The organism is Virgibacillus carmonensis (genome assembly GCF_057836705.1).
Window position 1 is genome coordinate 1 of record NZ_JBYQFJ010000043.1, and the last position, 19,705, is coordinate 19,705.

Sequence of the window (19,705 nt, forward strand, 5' to 3'; positions counted from 1 at the left end):
GTTTCGTTATATCAACGCTCGTTCCCGGATTTCAACATTCGTTTCGTTATATCAACGCTCGTTCCTGGATTTCAACATTCGTTTCGTTATATCAACGCTCGTTCCCGGATTTCAACATTCGTTTCGTTATATCAATACTTGGTTTTCTCTCTGTCTAGCTGTGCGGGCTAGTGGCTCCTAGCGACTAGCAAATAGTTAGTCCTGATGAACGTACGTAAAGTTCCACGTACTTTTCACAGTCCTATCTATTTGTACGTCGCTGAACAGTTGCCTACGCTCTTCTTTTTGTCTAGCTCCGTGGGCTAGCGGCTCGACTCATAGTCAATAGACACTCCGAAAACGAGGATCGTGTTCTCTACGGTCTCTTAACTATGCTTTTCACCGCTGAGCAAGCCCTCTACGCTTTTCTTCCTACATATTCCTTCTATATTGTCCGCCTACTTCGTATAGGGCGTTTGTGATTTGGCCTAGGCTTGCTACTTTTACTGTTTCCATTAATTCTACAAAGATATTCCCGTCATTTGCAGCGACTTCTTTAAGTCGTGTAAGTGCCGCTTCGGTATGTGCTTCATTTGTTTCACGAAATTTCTGAACTTCGTTAATTTGATGCTGTTTTTCTTCCTGTGATGCGCGAGCAATTTCCATGGAATCAATTTTATCTTCTGAAGGGGGAGTTGGATTCAAGTAAGTGTTAACCCCAACAATTGGTAATTCCCCAGAATGTTTTTTTCCTTCATAGTAAAGTGATTCTTCTTGAATTTTTCCGCGTTGATATTGACGTTCCATTGCACCAAGCACACCACCACGATCGTTCATCTTTTCAAATTCCTGCAGAACTGCTTCTTCGACAAGGTCTGTTAATTCATCGACAATAAATGATCCTTGTAAGGAATTCTCATTTTTTGTCAAACCAAATTCTTTATTAATAATCATTTGAATTGCCATCGCACGACGAACTGATTCTTCTGTTGGTGTTGTAATTGCTTCATCATACGAATTGGTGTGAAGGGAATTACAGTTGTCCTGTATCGCAAGTAAGGCTTGCAGCGATGTACGGATATCATTAAAATCAATTTCCTGTGCATGCAGTGAGCGTCCTGAAGTTTGAATATGATACTTCAGCTTCTGACTTCTTTCGTTTGCACCATATTTTTCACGCATAGTAATTGCCCAAATGCGACGAGCAACGCGTCCAATTACCGTATATTCTGGATCAAGTCCATTTGAGAAAAAGAAAGAAAGGTTTGGCGCAAATTTATTAATGTCCATTCCTCTGCTTAAGTAGTATTCGACATAGGTAAATCCATTAGCTAATGTGAATGCCAATTGAGTAATAGGATTTGCTCCGGCTTCCGCAATATGATAGCCAGAAATAGATACAGAATAGTAGTTACGCACTTCTTTATCAATGAAATATTGTTGAATATCACCCATCATACGTAAAGCAAATTCAGTTGAAAAGATACACGTATTTTGACCTTGATCTTCTTTTAAAATATCTGCTTGTACTGTACCACGAACTACTGCAAGTGTTTCGTCTTTTAGTTTTACATATTCTTCTTCGCTCGGCCTGCGGTCATTTTCTTTTACAAACTTATCCATCTGTTGATCGATTGCCGTATTAAAGAACATGGCTAAAATAATTGGTGCTGGACCGTTAATGGTCATGGATACAGATGTCATTGGGTTCGTTAAGTCGAAGCCGTCATAAAGCTTCTTCATGTCGTCCAATGTACAGATACTTACACCACTTTCGCCAACTTTCCCGTAAATATCCGGGCGTGGTGCTGGATCCTCACCATATAAGGTTACCGAGTCAAACGCAGTTGAAAGTCGTTTCGCATCGCCATCCTTAGCAAGATAGTGGAAGCGACGATTCGTGCGTTCAGGAGTCCCTTCACCAGCGAACTGGCGGGTTGGATCTTCACCTTTACGTTTGAACGGAAAGACACCCGCAGTGAATGGAAATGATCCTGGAACGTTTTCCTTCATCAGCCATGTTATGCGCTCGCCCCAGTCTTTAAAGGTTGGGAATGCAACTTTTGGTATTTTTATTCCAGAAAGTGATTCAGTAGAGATATCCATTTTAATCTCTTTGCCTCGAATAGAAAATGTCATTGTATCTTGTGCATAGCTTTCCTTCGTTTCATCCCATTCAGCCAGCATTTTTTTAGCTTGAGATCCAAGTTTTTCTTCGTATGCTTCGATAGTTTGATCAATTGTGTTCACGACACTTTCATCGTCGATTGTCTCTTTTACACCATGGAGCTGGTAAAGTTTACGGGCAATATCGCTTTGCTTTTCAGTGTTTCCATGATAATTACGTATATGGGTACCAATCTCCCGTAAATAATGACGACGCTCGTTTGTGATGATCATGTTTTGCTTTTCTGCAATAATATTACGATCAAATCCGATTTCATCGCTCCAATCGTATTTTTCATTCAAGGTATCAATGAGCGATGCAAAAAGTGCGTTTGTGCCTGCATCATTAAATTGGCTTGCGATTGTACCAAATACCGGGAATTTGGCTTGATCCTGATGGAACAGCATATGGCTGCGCTCATACTGTTTACGAACCTGATTTAATGCATCTTCAGACCCTTTTTGTTCAAATTTATTAATAACAATAAAGTCAGCAAAATCAATCATATCAATTTTTTCAAGCTGTGATGGCGCTCCAAACTCAGCTGTCATCACATACATCGATAAATCCGTGATTTCAGTAATTGCAGCATCACCTTGACCGATTCCACTTGTTTCGATAATTATAAAATCATAGCCAGATGCGCGTATTACATCGATCACATCCTGAATCGCTTTTGATAGCTCACTTCTTGAGTCACGAGTTGCAAGAGAACGCATGTATACACGGTCTGTAAAAATAGCATTCATACGGATGCGGTCACCTAATAATGCACCACCGGTTTTCTTTTTCGTAGGGTCAATTGAGATTACTGCAATTTTTCTATCTGGAATTTCATTTATATAGCGACGAATCAATTCATCCGTTAATGAACTTTTTCCTGCACCACCCGTACCTGTAATTCCCAGCACTGGAGTTGATTTAGTTGATTTATTCTGAAGGGACTGTATGACTTTTTGTTTTTCCTTCGCGTCTACTTCGTTGTTTTCCATATAGGTAATAAAACGCGCCATTGCCTGACGGTTCCCTTTTACTAGCTGATCCTGATCTTTTTCCACATCGATTGGCGGGATGTAATCACACTGTTCAAGCATGCGGTTGATCATACCTTGAAGGCCATACTTACGACCATCTTCAGGGGAAAATATCCAGTCTACCCCATATTCATGCAATTCCTTAATTTCGCGCGGAATAATGGTGCCACCACCGCCACCATATATTTTTATATGATCAGCATGATGTTCTTTTAATAGATCAACCATATATTTAAAATATTCAACGTGTCCACCTTGGTACGATGAAATGGCAATACCTTGTGCATCCTCCTGAATTGCTGCATGAACAACATCTTCAACAGAACGGTTGTGTCCTAAATGAATAACCTCTGCACCGCTTGCTTGTAAAATTCTACGCATGATATTTATGGATGCATCATGTCCATCATACAAACTTGATGCTGTCACAAATCGAACTGGGTTTTTTGCTTTATAAACCTGTACTTGTTCCATCATCAATCCTCCCATCTATTCGTTAACTTATTATTTCATAGGCTGTTTATTTGGTATGTCTAAGCCTTTTAAAAGGTAGTGAATTTGACGATCGATATATTCATCTAATGTAAATTGCTTTTGCAGCATCCATCTTCTGAATCCCCACATTTGACCTTGGATAAATATGTTATTTGCTAAAAGCTTTGCATCCTGTCTGGGGACAGTCTGTGGCAAGCACGTGAGAATGACACGTTCAAGCATTCCAACCATGTCACGTTCTTTTTGCAAGACGTATTCTTTTGTATCTTTTTCCAGTGATTTAACCTCTTGATACATGATGACAACTTCTTCTTGCATTTCGTCCATCAGTTGGAAATACGATTTGACCACATTGATAAAACTTTCGACTGATGGATCTTGCAAGTCAATTGCTGCTTCAAGCCGTTCTCTTACTTGAAGATAAATTGCATCACAGACAAGAAATAATACATCTTCCTTGGTGCGAATATATTCATAAAGCGTACCAATGCTAAAGCCGGATTCCTTCGCGATTTCCCTGGTAGTTGTCCGGTGAAAGCCTTTTTCTTTAAAAAGTGTAATCGCGCCTTTAATCATTTGATTTCGCCTTTTTTCAATCAGGTTTTGATCTTTCACAGAAGAAAGGATTTGTTTTTGGGTCATTTAGTGTACCCCTTCCTTTTTCCATTTTTGATACCAATCAATTGCTTGTTGGTAAGGATCACTAGTTGCATCAATTGATGAAAAATCAGCGTCTGTGTCGATGAAGTCTTTTACATCACGCCATATTTCCTCCCGAACCATTTCATAGACTTCTAGCCTTTGTTGGTCCGCTCTGCGCCTTTCCCCTTCGTCTGTTGAATATAAAAAGTCGTGATGTTCATTGATCTTTTTCCAAAGCTTATCAATGCCTTTGTTCTCGGTACTGATGGTTTTGATAATAGACTTCTCATGATCATGTGTAGCTGTCATCATGACAAGTTCCTTCAAAAGCGTTTTCAGTTTTCCGTAGCCGGGTAAATCCCCTTTATTAATGACAAATAAATCAGCAATTTCCATGATGCCTGCTTTGAATATCTGTAGGACGTCACCGCTATTCGGTGTTAAAACAAGTGCAGTCGTATCAACTACTTTCATGATATCAAGTTCCGACTGACCTACACCAACTGTCTCGACAATTACAACGTCAAATCCATAAGCATCACAAATTCGAAGAGCGTCTTTGGTAGCCCGTGCAAGCCCACCTAAACTACCCCGAGTTGCCATGCTTCTAATATAGACACCATCGTCTGTAAAGTGTTGATTCATTCGGACACGATCACCTAGTAATGCGCCACCAGAGAACGGACTAGTAGGATCCACGGCAATTACTGCAACTGTTTTTCCTTCCGCGCGGATATGTGAGATCAATTGGTTCACGAGCGAGCTTTTACCTGCACCCGGGGAACCAGTTATACCGATATGCCGTGCGTGCTTTTCCACGGAGAAAACATCGCGCATGAGCGCTAGTTTTTCAGGATGGTCATTTTCAACCAAGGTAATCGCCCTGGCCAATGCTCGTATATCGTTATTTTTCATCCGCTCTACTAGAGTGTGCATAAGGTACATCCTTTCTTACTTGATCCGTCTTGCTTCAGCGCCTACGCTTTCGTCAGCATTCTACCTATTACTAGACGTTGGATTTCATTAGTGCCTTCATAAATTTGTGTGATTTTTGCATCACGCATGTAGCGTTCTACTGGATAGTCTTTTGTATAACCATACCCACCGAATACTTGAACCGCTTCAACGGTAATGCGCATTGCTGCATCTCCAGCAAACAATTTCGACATTGCGGATTGTTTACCATATGGCAACCCTTTTGATTCGAGCCACGCAGCTTGATAGGTTAGTAGACGAGCTGCTTCAATATCGGTTGCCATGTCTGCAAGTTTGAACGAAATTCCTTGGTTTTGCGCAATTGGCTTACCGAATTGTTCACGTTCCTTTGCATAATCAACCGACGCATCAAGTGCACCTTGTGCAATACCTAATGCTTGTGCTGCAATACCATTACGACCACCATCAAGTGTAGACATGGCAATCTTAAAGCCATCACCCTCTGCCCCAAGCATATTTTCTTTTGGAACACGGCAGTTTTCAAAAATTAATTCGGTTGTAGGAGAGGAACGGATTCCTAATTTCTTTTCTTTTTTACCAAATGTAAATCCTTCTGTTCCTTTTTCAACGACGAATGCACTGATACCTTTATGATTCGCAGTAGCATCTGTTTTAGCAAAGACTAAATAAAGATCTGCAACCCCACCGTTCGTGATCCATACCTTACTACCATTAAGAATGTAATCGTCCCCGTCCTTCTTAGCAGAAGTACGCATGGAAGCTACGTCACTACCAGCTCCCGGCTCAGACAATGCATATGCTCCTAATGCTTCCCCTGTTGCTAAACGTGTTAGGAAGTTTTTCTTCTGTTCTTCATTACCATATGTGAAAATTGGCCAGCTACAAAGTGAAATGTGTGCGGAAAGTGTTACACCTGTTGATGCGCATAGGCGTGAAAGTTCCTCAACAGCAATTACATAGCTTACATAATCAGAGCCAATTCCACCATACTCTTCCGGCCATGGAATACCAGTTAATCCTAATTCAGCCATTTTATTAAAAATGTCGCGGTCAAAACGTTCTTCTTCGTCACGCTCTGCAGCGGTAGGTTCCACTTCCCTTGTTGTAAAGTCACGGACCATCTTGCGTAACATTTCTTGTTCGTCTGTTAGTTGAAAGTTCATCTTTATGTTGCCTCCCTAATCTTTCAATAGATTTTTTGCTATTACGATATGTTGAATTTCGCTTGTACCTTCGTATATTTCGGTGATCTTAGCATCACGAAAAAATCGTTCAACTGGGTAATCCTCTGTATAGCCATAGCCACCATATACCTGCACAGCTTCGATTGAAGCATTGCGGGCTGTTTTTGATGCGTATAGTTTTGCCATCGATGCTTCTTTATTAGAAGGCATGCCTGCTTGAACCATTGCAGCCGCTTGATAGACTAATAGTTTCGACGCTTCCACATTTGTTGCCATATCAGCTAACTTGAAGGAGATTCCTTGATTATGTGCAATAGGTTTACCAAATTGTTCCCGCTCTTTCGCATAATTAACGGCATGCTCAAGTGCAGCTTCACCAATCCCTAATGCTTGCGCGGCAATTCCGATTCGACCGAAGTTTAAGTTAGCCATTGCAATGTTAAAGCCTTCTCCTTCATTCCCAAGAAGCTGTTCTTTTGGCACAACACAGTGGTCAAAATTTAATTCAACCGTTTTTGTGCCATGTAAGCCCATTTTCTTTTCCGTCTTCCCAATCGCAAAGCCTGGGGTATCTTTTTCCAGAATAAATGCACTTACACCTTTTGCACCTTTTTCATCACTAGTTCGAGCGAAGGTAATGTACGTATCCGCCACACCACCATTTGTAATGAATGTTTTGGACCCATTTAGAATGTAATTGTCTCCATCCTTTTTAGCTCTGGTTTTGAGACTCGCCGCATCAGATCCTGCACTTGATTCAGTCAGTGCAAACGCACCTAAATACTCACCAGAAGCAAGTTTAGGCAAATACTTTTTCTTTTGTTCTTCTGTTCCGAAGTAAAGGATAGGATTTGTACCAACTGATGTGTGAACAGATAGAATAACACCGAGTGCAGCGCTTACTTTGGAAAGTTCATGAATAGCAATAATGTACGAAGTGAAATCCATACCACTTCCACCGTATTCTTCAGAAATAGGGATTCCCATTAAGCCAAGTTCACCCATTTTCCGGATTAATTCCTTTGGATGACGGTCTTTTTCTTCCATTCGTTCTACTTCTTTTGCTACTTCATTTTGTGCAAAATCGCGAACCATTTTGCGCATCATTTCTTGTTCTTCAGTAAAATGTATGTTCATGAGATGCCCCCTTTTGTTTTTCTTGGTGTAACTGCGCGATGTGAGGCGCGAATCGTGCACTAACCATTTGAATTCGCGCGTTGATATGCGCAAAGCGTGCAACTAAGCTGCTAGTGCGCGATTTAAATGTGCTGTTACGCGACTTTGACGTGTTATCGCGCGATTTATTTTAGTTCTGCGCGATTCCCCTCCTAGTTGGTTCTTATTAGTCATATTGATAAAAACCGCGTCCGCTTTTCTTACCGAGCCAGCCAGCTTTTACGTATTTACGCAATAATGGGCATGGGCGATATTTACTGTCGCCAAATCCTTCATGAAGTACTTCCATTATATATAGACATGTGTCTAGACCAATGAAATCCGCTAAGGTTAACGGTCCCATTGGATGGTTCATACCAAGTTTCATGACGGTGTCCACATCTTCCACAGAAGAAACACCTTCGTAAACCGTGTAGATGGCTTCATTAATCATTGGCATTAAAATTCGGTTGGCAACGAAGCCAGGGAAGTCTTCAACTTCGACTGGTACTTTGCTGAGTTTTTTTGTCATATCCTCAATTGCTTTGTACGTTTCATCACTCGTCTGCAAGCCGCGAATGATTTCGACAAGTTTCATGACAGGAACTGGGTTCATAAAATGCATACCTATAACCTGATCTGGACGTTTTGTTGTAGCAGCGATTTCTGTAATAGGAAGTGATGATGTGTTTGATGCTAAAATAGCGTGCTTCGGTACAATAGTATCCAGTTCGCTAAAAACTTTTTCTTTTACATCCATATTTTCAACAACCGCTTCAATCACAAGATCGCAATCATGTGCATCCTTTAAATCAGATGATGCGGACAAACGGCTTAATGTATCTGTTTTATCAGATTCACTAATTCGTTCTTTTTCAACTGCGCGCTCTAATAGTTTTTCAATGCGCTTTATGCCTTGGTCTAGTGCATCTGTATTCATGTCATTCAGCAAAACGTCAAATCCAGCTTGTGCACAAACTTGTGCAATACCGCCACCCATTTGACCTGCACCAATGACCATAACCTTTTTTATTTCCATGGTATCTGCCTCCTTTGTTCCATTTTGTCGATCAACTTCTGAATGATGACGATCGACTTCGGGCTTTCTCGATCAACTTCCGATTGCTGTGGATCGACTTCCGGCTTTCTCGATCAACTTCCGATTGCTGTGGATCGACTTCCGGCGTTCTCGATCAACTTTTTGGAACTTCGATTAACATGGCGTCACCTTGACCGCCTCCACTACAAATTGCAGCTACGCCAAGTCCACCACCGCGGCGTTTCAATTCATGGATTAATGTTAAAATAATACGCGCACCACTTGCTCCGATAGGGTGGCCGAGTGCTACCGCGCCACCGTTTACATTCACCTTTTCAGAATCAATTCCGGCTATTTTTCCACTAGCTAGTGATACTACAGCAAATGCTTCGTTGATTTCAAATAAATCAATGTCATCTGTTGAATGGCCGGTTTTTTCTAACAATTTATTAATAACGAGTCCTGGAGTCTCTGGGAAATTGTGCGCCTCAACCGCAATCTCTGCATGTCCAAGAACAGTTGCCATTGGCGTCTTACCAAGTTTTTCAGCTTTTTCATCTGACATGACAACAAATGCTGCCGCACCATCATTAACACCAGGAGCATTCCCTGCAGTAACTGTTCCATCTGATCCAAATGCTGGACGTAATTTTGCCAAACGCTCTAACGTTGTATCTTTACGCGGCGCTTCGTCTGTATCAACAACGATTGGATCACCTTTGCGCTGTGGAACTTCAAGAGACACGATTTCCTCGGCAAACTTGCCATCTTCAATTGCTTTAACAGCGAGTTGATGAGAACGATATGACCATTCATCTTGTTGTACTCTCGATAATTCATGCTTATTCGCTGTGCTATTACCATAGTTACCCATGTGAACGCCTTCAAATGAACACGTAAGTCCATCATGTATCATCATGTCTTTGACAGATTTGTCACCCATGCGGTTACCCCATCGAGCATCAGGTAAGAAATATGGAGCATTGCTCATGCTTTCCATTCCTCCCGCCACAATGACGTCCTCATCTCCAAGACGAATTAATTGATCTGCAAGTGTTACACTACGCATTCCTGATGCACACACTTTATTGATTGTTTCTGTTTTTACGTTCCAAGGAATTCCGGCTTCTCTTGCGGCTTGTCGTGATGGAATTTGACCCTGACCACCCTGCAGGACAGTTCCCATAATTACTTCATCAATTTCTGATTCATCTAACCCTGCACGATCAAGTGCTTCGCGAATTGCTTTTCCGCCTAATTGTGATGCAGTAAAAGGTTTTAGTGCTCCTCCAAATTTCCCAAATGGTGTACGTGCTCCAGATACGATTACAGTTTTTGCCATTAGATTTCCATCCCTTTCTTATTTAAAAAATTCGTTTTGTTTGTTAACGCTTTCTTTTTTTGATTGAACGCTCGCTCAATAGAAAAGCGGAGGCGACTGCCTTAGCGACGTACAGATGTAAGCGAAGTTCGACTAAGAACGCCACGTCCTGTGGCAACGTCGAACTACCCTACATCATGTAGGGCATGTGAAGTACGGTGAACTTTCCGTACATTCATCAGAACCAACTATCTGCTAGTCGTTAGGAGCCGCAGCTAGACAATATTAATGCCATAATAGAGAGAGGTATTAATCTACCTCTCTATTACTTTAAGCTGTTTTAGCTTTTTCTTCAACAAATACTGATAATGCTAGAATTTCGGCAACGTCCAGTGTACTTATATCCTCTTCCACGTCTTTTGCTTTTGTACCATCGCTTATCATAGTCATACAATATGGACATGCGGTTGAAATCATGGTTGGTTCAACAGCCATTGCTTGCTCTGTCCGTGCCACGTTAATGCGGTTACCTGTTGTCTCTTCTTGCCACATTAAGCCACCACCAGCTCCACAGCACATCCCATTCTCACGACTACGATCCATCTCTACTAATTCAAGACCTGGAATCGAGTTAAGTATTTCACGTGGCGGATCATAAACACCGTTATATCTTCCTAAATAACATGAATCATGATAGGTCAATCGTTCATTAATTTCACCACGTGGCTTTAACTTTCCATTCATTACGAGATCATAAATCATTTGTGTATGATGGTAAACCTCTGCTTCGTATCCGAAATCGGGATATTCATTTTTGAAAATGTTATATGCGTGAGGATCGATTGTAACAATTTTAGTCACGCCGCTTTTCTCAAACTCTTTAATGTTTTTCTCGGCAATTTCCTGGAATAAAAACTCGTTTCCAATACGACGAGCCGTATCGCCAGAGTTTGCTTCCTTGTTACCCAAAATTGCAAAGCTAATTCCTGCTTGATTCATCAATTTCGCAAATGCAATCGCAATTTTTTGACTGCGACTATCATAAGCGCCCATTGAACTAACCCAGAATAAATATTCAAATTCTTTTTCTTCTTTTTTCAATTCTTTTACAGTTGGAATATGGACAGTTTCATCCGTTTCACGCCATTTAATGCGGTCTTTTTTCGATAAGCCCCAAGGGTTACCTTGACGTTCGATGTTCATCACAGCGCGTTGTGCCTCTGCATCCATTTTACCTTCTGTCATAACAAGATAACGACGCATATCAATAATCGTACCGACATGCTCATTCATTACAGGACAAGCTTCTTCACAGTTACGACATGTTGTACAACCGGCAAGTTCTTCTTCTGTAATAACATCACCTATCAGGCTAATGTCTGCCATGTGATTTTCTGCTTTTTGCTCGTTATCACCTTGCGTCATGCTTGCTAATTGGTTACCAGATGTTTCTGCAAATGCATAAGACGGAACCCATGGTGATTTCCCAGTGATAGCTGCACCTTTTGCAGTCAGATGGTCACGGACCTTCACCATAATATCCATCGGTGACAGCATTTTACCTGATCCTGACGCCGGACAAACGTCCGTACAACGTCCACACTCTACACAAGCATAGAAATCAATCATTTGATGTTGCTCAAAGTCTTCTACTTTTCCCACTCCAAATGAAATTTCATCTTCACTTTCTTCAGTATCTTCATCAATGTCAAAATCTAGCTTTTTCAGTTTACCAGGTACACGCTTGCTTAAAAAAACGTTTATTGGTGCTGCAAGTAAGTGCGCGTGTTTTGACTGCGGAACATAAACTAAGAATGTCAAAATAGTCACGGTATGCACCCACCATGCAACATAGAATAAAACCATTGCAGAGGCTTGACTTATCCACCCAAATGCGAGAGCTACTAAACTAGCAATCGGTTCTGTCCATGCGACCGCATGACCATGCCATATCATTGCAAATCCGTTTCCTAATAAAACGGATACCATTAATGTTCCGATGAAAATTAATACTAGACCTGCTTTAAATCCACGCTTCAAGCGAACAATTTTTTCGATATACCTACGATAAAATGCCCAAATAACAGCTACTAGAATCGTTAAGGTTACTATTTCCTGAAAAAACGTAAAGGCAGGATATAATGGTCCAAATGGCAGATGGCTCCCCGGAGCAAGCCCCTTGACAAACATGTCTAGCGCACCAAATTGAACGAGTAGGAAACCATAGAACATCATAACGTGAATGGTTCCAGACTTTTTATCCTTTAACAGCTTTGATTGGCCGAAAACAATTTTACCAACTCGACGAAAGCGTTCTTTAAAGTCTCCGTCAAACTCTGATTTCTTACCGAGCTTAATGTAAGCTATACGAGTTCCTACAACTTTAGCGAATAAATACAAGCCATAGATGACGATAGCTATGAAGGCTACCATATTAATAAGTAAAAAAGTATCCACTATCCGCTCCCCCTTTTATTCTAGTATATTGAAAAATGTTAGCGATTTCATTTTCCAGAAAAATATACGTCTCTTTAATACTATATTACTTATATTAAAGATGAATGATCATTCAGTCAATACTATTTTAAATAAATAAACCATTTGTCATAATTTGCTGAATGGAACACCTAAATCTAAATTCCCCTTCCGAACCACCAATTTATATTCTTAAATCAAGCAATTTTACTTTTACACTAATTATTCTTATAGTTAATGTGAAGTATTTATAACAAGGAGGATTATAGATGCCAAGTCTTTTTAATCTATCTAGGAATTCATTTCTTACATTTGCAAAAAAATTGGATAAAAAAACAGCCGATACTCAGCCTGAGCAATTCAATAATAACATACACTGGCATATCGGGCATGTTCTCGTAACTGCAGAAGGGTTATTATTCGGACACGCTTCACAATCGGCGAGTTTTCTTGAAGAATTTAACGAGTTATTTAAATCTGGAACAAAGCCAGCTAACTGGACCGCGGAAGTTCCAACTATTTCTGTGCTTGTTAAACATTTAGAAGAACAACAAACTCGTATTAATGAGCTTTCGGACGATTTTTTTAAACAAGATATACCTTATACATTGCCATTTGGTAATTTCAAAACTTATGGCGATATAATGGACATGTTAATCGTACATGAAAATGAGCATCTCGGAAAAGTGAAGGCTATGAAACAAGTAGTGGAAGCAGTCTAATTAAATTTACTAAAGTGAATGCAAAAAATCCTGGCATTGAAATGCCAGGATTTTTTTAAGAGTAACCGAAAGTCTAATCGAAAGTCTGTCTAGCTCCAGCGCCTAGACACTCGAGACATAAGCAGTTCGCTTCCGTGCGGGCAAAGCACCCACACTGCACCGCTCTGCTTATGCTTGTCGTGTCTTTCAAGGCCCTTGCGCTTTTCTTAGTGTTTTTTACATCTTATCTGGTGCTGTAACTCCTATTAATTTAAGAGCATTGGCAATCGTTGTTTTAACTGCTTTCATTAGAGATAATCTTGCTTTTGTTAACTCCTGATCGTCGCTGAATACTTTTTCAGCATTATAAAAGCTGTGTAAAAGGGATGCTAGATCAAAAACATACTGTGTTACCTTATGTGGTGTGCGTTTGTTAGCCGCATCTGATACTGTTTGCGGGAATTCGCCCAGCTTTTTGAGCAAATCCGTTTCTTTTTCAGCGGTTAACAAGGTGGCATCGAAGTCTTTTCCAATGGTAAAGCCCTTTTCCTCTGCTTGCTCAAGCATTGTACAAATTCTTGCATGGGCATATTGTACATAATAAACAGGGTTTTCATTTGATTCCGAACGCGCAAGATCCATATCGAAATCAAGTTGCGAATCGTTAGAACGAGTAACAAAGAAATAACGTACCGCATCAATGCCTACTTCTTCCATTAACTCGCGTAACGCAACAGCTTTTCCAGTCCGCTTACTCATTTTTACCTTTTCCCCGTTTTCAAACAGGCTCACCATTTGGATTGTTTTTACTTCAAAGTTTTCCTTATCGTATCCAAGTGCTTGAATTGCTGCAGTCATTCTTGGAATATAACCGTGATGGTCAGCACCCCACACATTAATTACTTTGTCATAGCCACGATTAAATTTATCCTTATGATACGCAATATCCGGTGTTAAATAGGTATAACTTCCATCCTGTTTAATCAACACCCGGTCCTTGTCATCACCAAAATCTGTTGAGCGGAACCATGTCGCACCATCTTTATCGTACATATAATTCTTTTCCCTTAAGATATCCAGCGCTTTTGTTACTTTATCTTCTGTATATAAAGTTGTTTCAGAGAACCAGTTATCAAAAACTACACGAAAGTCTGCGAGGTCCTCTTCAATTTTGCCGATTTCATAGCTTAGTCCATATTTTTTTAAATACTGAAGACGTTCTTCTCGTTCGGTGTTAGCCCATTTTTCTCCAGTCTCTTCAGCCAATTTTTTACCAATCTCAATAATATCTACCCCATGATAGCCATCTTCAATCATATCAACGTCTTTACCGAGAGCCTGTAAATAACGTGCTTCGATAGATAATGCCAGTTTATCAATTTGATTACCAGCATCATTAATGTAATATTCACGTTCTACATGGAATCCTGATGCATCAAAAATGTTGCAAAGTACGTCACCAAACGCCGCCCCACGAGCATGGCCAAGATGTAAGTCCCCTGTTGGGTTAACCGAAACAAATTCAACCTGTACCTTCGCGCCTTGACCTGTATTTGTTTTACCGTAGTCATCGCCAGCTTCAAGTACTGTTGAAACTAGTTCTCCAAGATAGTTATTTTCCATAAAAAAGTTGATAAATCCTGGACCAGCTATTTCCACCTTTTCAATTGAAGCTTTGGTTTTATCTAATGAAGCAACAATTTCCTCAGCAATTTTACGTGGTGCTTTTTTTGCAATTCGTGCTAGCTGCATCGCTATATTGGAAGCAAAATCTCCATGTGCTTTATCTTTCGGTTTTTCCAAAATAATGGCTGGTAATTCACTTTCATTCGCAAGATTCGCTTTTATAACGGCTGCTGCTATTTCTTTTTTTAACGTTTCTTCAGTTTGTGCAAGTATATTCACTTGGGATCCTCCTTCATTAATAGAGTCAATTGATGTTGACGTTCTTCTTGTCCGTTTAATTTCACGGTAAATGCGATGGATAGTTTCCCTGTACCACTGCTTAGGGTTTGGTATCCAAGTTGGTGTGTGTAAGTTTCCATAAGTATGTTTACGTGTGGATGCTTATAAACATTTTCTGTCGGTTGATTCACACGGAATTGTTGGTACATCTTAATATCACCTGTTCGTTTAATGCTTACTTTATCATTTTGTATCGTGATTAAATTTTTAATCGAAAGTTCTTCGTTTTTTTCCTGAAACGTAATGACATCCATGTTATTACGGTGATAAAAGTCACCTTTGAAATGGGTTGTCGTTTGTTCGGTCTCGCTTCCATCAGTAATCTCCATATGAAGGGAACCTGATACAGATTGATGTTGTGCTTCCATTCTTTATCGCTCCTGAACAATTCGTATAATTTCTTATTATACCGATAAATGAATGGTGATATCAATATAAAGGGTGAATTATTTTTGTTGGTGTGTTTTTGCAAAACCATCGGGGGATATCAAAAAGATCACCCACCCTACGAGAGTGGATGATTCTATCGTTATTTCACCCAACCAAGCAACATCTCCCGCACGAATTTACTTGCGGCAATTGCGGTCTGCTCCGACGGATCATAGACGGGCGCAACTTCTACGAGGTCAGCTCCAACGACTTGTACGTCAGAATCGGAAATTAATTGGATGGCTTCTAATAGTTCACTAGAAGATATACCTCCTGCTTCTGCAGTTCCTGTGCCAGGTGCAAAGGCTGGATCGAGTACATCAATATCGATTGTCACATAGACCTTGCGTCCACTTAACGTTGGCAACATTTTCCGTAATGGTTCTGCAACGTGAAACTTCGACATGTGCATCCCACTTTTTTCAGCAAATTGGAATTCCTCGCGCATCCCAGAACGAATTCCGAATGAATACACATTTTCCGGACCAATCAATTCACAAACCTTGCGAACTGGAGTCGAATGTGAGAGTGCTTCCCCCTCATATTGCAAACGCAAATCGGCATGTGCATCAATATGGATGAGTGCCATGTCTGGATGTTTACGGTGCATAGCTTTTATCACTGGCCAAGTCACCAAATGTTCTCCGCCAAGACCCAGTGGAAATTTTCCCAAATCCAAAATTCCATCCATGTATTCCTCTATCATCTTGATGCTGCGTTCTGCATTTCCGAACGGGAGTGGAATATCACCCGCATCAAAATAGGAAATTTCCTCTAAATGCTTGTCCATGTATGGGCTATATTCTTCGAGACCAATGGAGGCTTCCCGAATTCGTCCCGGACCAAAGCGAGAACCAGGTCGAAAACTAACCGTCCAGTCCATTGGCATTCCATAAATTACTGCTTTAGCCTCATCGAAATTTTCGCGCGACATGATAAAAACTTTTCCTGAATACGCTTCATCAAAACGCATGGTCACACCTCTTTTCTATTCGGTTAACTCTTTTACAAACTTCGGTAAAGCAAACGATGCAAAATGAAGTTCTGGTGTATAGTATTTAGTTTCCACCTCTGTAAATCGCTCTTCTTTAACTTTCAACGGGTTATGAATTTTGCTTCCCATTGTAAATGTCCAAAGTCCACTTGGATAAGTCGGGATGTTTGCTGTGTATAGTTTTGTTACTGGAAAAATATCCTTTACATCATGAAAAACCTGGTGAATTAGATCAGCTTTAAACCATGGATTATCGGTTTGTGCAACAAAAATCCCATCGTCTTTAAGCGCACGAGAAATCCCCGAATAAAAACCTTGGGAAAATAAATTGACCGCTGGGCCTACAGGTTCTGTTGAATCCACTAAAATTACGTCAAATTCACGCTCGCTTTTTGCAATATACATAAACCCGTCATCGACTAATACCTCTACGCGTGGATCATTTAATGAACCTGCGATTGTGGGCAAAAATTTTTTCGAGTACTCAATAACCTTCCCGTCGATATCCACTAAAGTCGCTTTCTCCACTGATTTATGTTTAAGTACCTCACGGATTACGCCACCGTCACCGCCACCAACGACTAATACCCGCTTCGGATTTGGATGCGTGAAAAGTGGTACATGTGCCACCATTTCATGATAAACAAATTCATCTTTTTCGGTTGTCATAACCATATCATCTAATACGAGCATATTGCCCCATTCTTCTGTATCAAGTATCTCTAAATCTTGAAAGTCTGTTTTTAACGCAACTAATGTTTGATTAACTTTTGCCGTAATTCCAAAGTTAGCAGTCTGTTTTTCTGTAAACCAGATACCCATTACTACATCTCCTTTTCCGTTCATATGAAACAGTAAAATTATAGTGAATTTCACCGAAAAAGCAAGGACTTTTCGATATTTTTCTATATTGAGTTTATTTCAATCTATCTTTTCCCATAATGAGAGTAATGCACATTCGAAATTATACTTTTTTAATAACAAAAAATTGGAGCTAAATGCCTATGAAACGTTTCATCTTATCATATAAACTTTTAAGTGGATTGATTGGGTTTGTCCTTCTTATTGTTGTCTCTTTTGCTGGGATTTATTTGGCGAGTTTTCTCATGGGCCCCCCACCACTAAAAGCAGAGCAAAATACGATATACTATAGTGCTGCAGATACGGTAATTGGTGAGGAAAAGGGTGCGGAGAGTCGGTACTGGGTTGAGCTTGACGAAATGTCTCCATCTATTAAAAAGGCAATCCTCGCTATAGAAGATCAAGACTTTTATCAGCATAATGGCTTTGATTATACTCGTATTGCTAGTGCAATCCTAAAGAATGTAAAGAATATGTCCTTATCGGAAGGGGCAAGCACGCTAACACAGCAATATGCCCGAAATCTGTATTTATCGTTTGAAAAAACGTGGACACGTAAGCTGAAGGAAGCCTTTTACACGGTTCGCCTTGAAATGTACTATTCAAAAGACGAGCTTTTAGAAGGGTATTTAAACACGATTTATTACGGCCACGGGGCATATGGGATTGAGGCTGCAAGCAGGTATTTTTTCAGTAAATCTGCTGATGAATTAACACTGGCTGAAGCTGCGATGCTAGCTGCGATTCCGAAAGGGCCAACTTATTACTCTCCTTTTAACAATATGGAGAATGCAACACAACGGCAGAAACAGATCCTTTACGAAATGAAAGAACAAGGCGTAATAAATGAAGAAGAATATTACTTAGCAACGCATGCACAATTGAATTATGCGGAGCCAAGTGAGCATATAAAGGAAGTTGTCGCTCCCTATTTTCAAGATACTGTTTTACTGGAGGCCGCTAATAAATTAGATCTTGACCGGGAAAAAATCCGTTCTGGCGGATACAAAATTTTCACAACACTTCATGTTGGGATGCAACAAAAATTAGAAAAGGAAGTTACCGAAACGATTAGTTCTGCGAGCGGGATTCAAATTGGTGCGATTGGGATGGACCCAGAAAACGGGGCAATTCGAGCGCTTGTTGGTGGTCGTGATTATAGTGAAAGTAATTTCAACCGGGCAATTCAGGCAAAGCGCATGGCCGGATCCACATTTAAACCTTTCTTGTACTATGCAGCACTGAAACATGGTTATACACCAGTAACCATGTTGATGAGTAAACCAACCGCATTTGAACTTTCTGATGGGCAGGTTTATCAACCGAGCAACTATAACGGATATTATGCGTACAAACCGATTACTCTAGCACAGGCCTTAGCTTTATCCGACAACGTTTACGCGGTAAAGACAAGCTTATTTTTGGGGGTAGATAAACTAATTGACTCCGCACGCAAATTTGGGATTGATAGTAAATTACCACCCGTACCCTCGCTTGCTCTAGGAACTGCGTCAGTATCAGTTGAAGACATGGTTACAGGATATGGCATCCTAGCAAATGGAGGAGAGCGGATTAATAGCCATACGATACGGAAAATTGTTGATCGCAACGGGAATACCGTTTATGAATTTCCTAAAGAAGAAGGAAAACAACTTTTAGATGAGGAAACAACATTCATCTTAACGGATCTTATGAAGGGTATGTTCGACCATTCGCTTGACGGGTACATGTCTGTCACAGGCTCACCAGTTTCAGATAGGTTAACACGAGACTATGCTGGAAAGTCTGGAACCACGGCTTCAGACAGCTGGATGATTGGATTTAGCCCCAATTTAGTTACAGGGGTTTGGAATGGGTATGATGATAATCGCGACTTAGTAAAGGCTGAGGAAAATCGTTATGCCAAAAAGATATGGGCTGGATTTATGGAGGCTGCACATCAAGAGTTACCCAAGGTCGAGGTCGATGTCCCTGATGGGGTTGTTGGTGCATGGATTGATCCCGTTTCTGGTGGTGTAGCAACCTCCTATTGTCCAAACGGAACACTCATGTATTTTGAAAAAGGAAATGTGCCACCTAAACATTGTGAAAAACATTTACCTGGAGATGGGGATGGAAAAAGTAAAGAAAAAGAACCTCCTAAAGACGAACATAAAAAAGGTATGTTTGAGAAGATCTTTGATTATTTGTTCTAGCCTGAGGTTTAATAAAAGGCTGTTTTCGTAAAGTTTGTTGCTCGATACCACCGAAGTTGATATAAACTGCGACGTAACAGCGCCGTGATTTCCGCTGTGGATAGTCGCTTTC

Annotated in this window: 14 protein-coding genes; 2 read left to right on the top strand and 12 right to left on the bottom strand. The window is 40.5% G+C overall.

Features of this window, described 5'->3' with window-relative positions; translation table 11 throughout:
- Window positions 1–411: 411 nt before the first annotated feature.
- From icmF to AC3G7N_RS19160, 8 genes are all read right to left on the bottom strand, one after another.
- A complete protein-coding gene (gene icmF, locus AC3G7N_RS19125; RefSeq protein ID WP_489423759.1) occupies window positions 412–3,654 on the bottom strand; it encodes a fused isobutyryl-CoA mutase/GTPase IcmF in 3,243 nt (1,080 codons plus the stop codon).
- A gap of 30 nt (window positions 3,655–3,684) precedes the next feature.
- Window positions 3,685–4,317, bottom strand: a complete 633-nt coding sequence (locus tag AC3G7N_RS19130; protein ID WP_489423760.1) for a TetR/AcrR family transcriptional regulator — start codon at window positions 4,315–4,317, stop codon at window positions 3,685–3,687.
- Window positions 4,318–5,253 carry a methylmalonyl Co-A mutase-associated GTPase MeaB gene (gene meaB, locus AC3G7N_RS19135; RefSeq protein ID WP_489423761.1) on the bottom strand — a complete coding sequence of 312 codons (936 nt, stop codon included), beginning with the start codon at window positions 5,251–5,253 and terminating at the stop codon, window positions 4,318–4,320. It lies immediately after the preceding gene.
- A gap of 41 nt (window positions 5,254–5,294) precedes the next feature.
- A complete protein-coding gene (locus tag AC3G7N_RS19140; protein ID WP_489423762.1) occupies window positions 5,295–6,437 on the bottom strand; it encodes an acyl-CoA dehydrogenase in 1,143 nt (380 codons plus the stop codon).
- Between the two features lie 15 nt (window positions 6,438–6,452).
- Entirely contained in the window at window positions 6,453–7,595 is a 1,143-nt protein-coding gene (locus AC3G7N_RS19145; protein ID WP_489423763.1) for an acyl-CoA dehydrogenase, read from the bottom strand.
- Window positions 7,596–7,800: 205 nt separating this feature from the next.
- Window positions 7,801–8,652: a 3-hydroxybutyryl-CoA dehydrogenase gene (locus tag AC3G7N_RS19150; RefSeq protein WP_489423764.1), complete on the bottom strand. Its 852-nt coding sequence runs from the start codon at window positions 8,650–8,652 to the stop codon at window positions 7,801–7,803.
- A gap of 154 nt (window positions 8,653–8,806) precedes the next feature.
- Window positions 8,807–9,994, bottom strand: coding sequence for an acetyl-CoA C-acetyltransferase (locus AC3G7N_RS19155; RefSeq protein WP_489423765.1), 1,188 nt, complete (start codon window positions 9,992–9,994; stop codon window positions 8,807–8,809).
- Window positions 9,995–10,303: 309 nt separating this feature from the next.
- Entirely contained in the window at window positions 10,304–12,430 is a 2,127-nt protein-coding gene (locus AC3G7N_RS19160) for a (Fe-S)-binding protein (protein ID WP_489423766.1), read from the bottom strand.
- Window positions 12,431–12,717: 287 nt separating this feature from the next.
- Between AC3G7N_RS19160 and AC3G7N_RS19165 the strand changes: the two genes are divergently transcribed.
- On the top strand, window positions 12,718–13,170 hold the full coding sequence (locus AC3G7N_RS19165) for a DinB family protein (RefSeq protein ID WP_489423767.1): 453 nt from the start codon (window positions 12,718–12,720) through the stop codon (window positions 13,168–13,170).
- Window positions 13,171–13,386: 216 nt separating this feature from the next.
- Here the strand turns inward: AC3G7N_RS19165 and argS are convergent, their stop codons facing one another.
- The 4 genes from argS to speE all read right to left on the bottom strand — a co-directional run bounded on the left by argS (window position 13,387) and on the right by speE (window position 17,359).
- Window positions 13,387–15,054, bottom strand: coding sequence for an arginine--tRNA ligase (argS, locus tag AC3G7N_RS19170; protein WP_489423768.1), 1,668 nt, complete (start codon window positions 15,052–15,054; stop codon window positions 13,387–13,389).
- Window positions 15,051–15,482, bottom strand: coding sequence for a YwiB family protein (locus AC3G7N_RS19175; RefSeq protein ID WP_489423769.1), 432 nt, complete (start codon window positions 15,480–15,482; stop codon window positions 15,051–15,053). The genes argS and AC3G7N_RS19175 overlap by 4 nt, the downstream gene beginning before the upstream one ends.
- A 161-nt stretch (window positions 15,483–15,643) precedes the next feature.
- Complete coding sequence (speB, locus tag AC3G7N_RS19180; RefSeq protein ID WP_489423770.1) at window positions 15,644–16,516, bottom strand: agmatinase; 873 nt, start codon at window positions 16,514–16,516, stop codon at window positions 15,644–15,646.
- A gap of 15 nt (window positions 16,517–16,531) precedes the next feature.
- Entirely contained in the window at window positions 16,532–17,359 is an 828-nt protein-coding gene (gene speE / locus AC3G7N_RS19185; protein WP_489423771.1) for a spermidine synthase, read from the bottom strand.
- Window positions 17,360–17,541: 182 nt separating this feature from the next.
- Between speE and AC3G7N_RS19190 the strand changes: the two genes are divergently transcribed.
- A complete protein-coding gene (locus AC3G7N_RS19190) occupies window positions 17,542–19,593 on the top strand; it encodes a transglycosylase domain-containing protein (protein WP_489423772.1) in 2,052 nt (683 codons plus the stop codon).
- The last annotated feature ends 112 nt before the right edge of the window (window positions 19,594–19,705 follow it).

Bases quoted from the DNA above. Each gene is read 5' to 3' on its own strand.
- speE (WP_489423771.1), bottom strand. From the start codon at position 17,359: ATGGGTATCTGGTTTACAGAAAAACAGACTGCTAACTTTGGAATTACG.
- AC3G7N_RS19190 (WP_489423772.1), top strand. From the start codon at position 17,542: ATGAAACGTTTCATCTTATCATATAAACTTTTAAGTGGATTGATTGGG.
- meaB (WP_489423761.1), bottom strand. From the start codon at position 5,253: ATGCACACTCTAGTAGAGCGGATGAAAAATAACGATATACGAGCATTG.
- icmF (WP_489423759.1), bottom strand. From the start codon at position 3,654: ATGGAACAAGTACAGGTTTATAAAGCAAAAAACCCAGTTCGATTTGTG.
- AC3G7N_RS19175 (WP_489423769.1), bottom strand. From the start codon at position 15,482: ATGGAAGCACAACATCAATCTGTATCAGGTTCCCTTCATATGGAGATT.
- AC3G7N_RS19140 (WP_489423762.1), bottom strand. From the start codon at position 6,437: ATGAACTTTCAACTAACAGACGAACAAGAAATGTTACGCAAGATGGTC.
- AC3G7N_RS19150 (WP_489423764.1), bottom strand. From the start codon at position 8,652: ATGGAAATAAAAAAGGTTATGGTCATTGGTGCAGGTCAAATGGGTGGC.
- AC3G7N_RS19130 (WP_489423760.1), bottom strand. From the start codon at position 4,317: ATGACCCAAAAACAAATCCTTTCTTCTGTGAAAGATCAAAACCTGATT.
- AC3G7N_RS19145 (WP_489423763.1), bottom strand. From the start codon at position 7,595: ATGAACATACATTTTACTGAAGAACAAGAAATGATGCGCAAAATGGTT.
- speB (WP_489423770.1), bottom strand. From the start codon at position 16,516: ATGCGTTTTGATGAAGCGTATTCAGGAAAAGTTTTTATCATGTCGCGC.
- AC3G7N_RS19155 (WP_489423765.1), bottom strand. From the start codon at position 9,994: ATGGCAAAAACTGTAATCGTATCTGGAGCACGTACACCATTTGGGAAA.
- AC3G7N_RS19165 (WP_489423767.1), top strand. From the start codon at position 12,718: ATGCCAAGTCTTTTTAATCTATCTAGGAATTCATTTCTTACATTTGCA.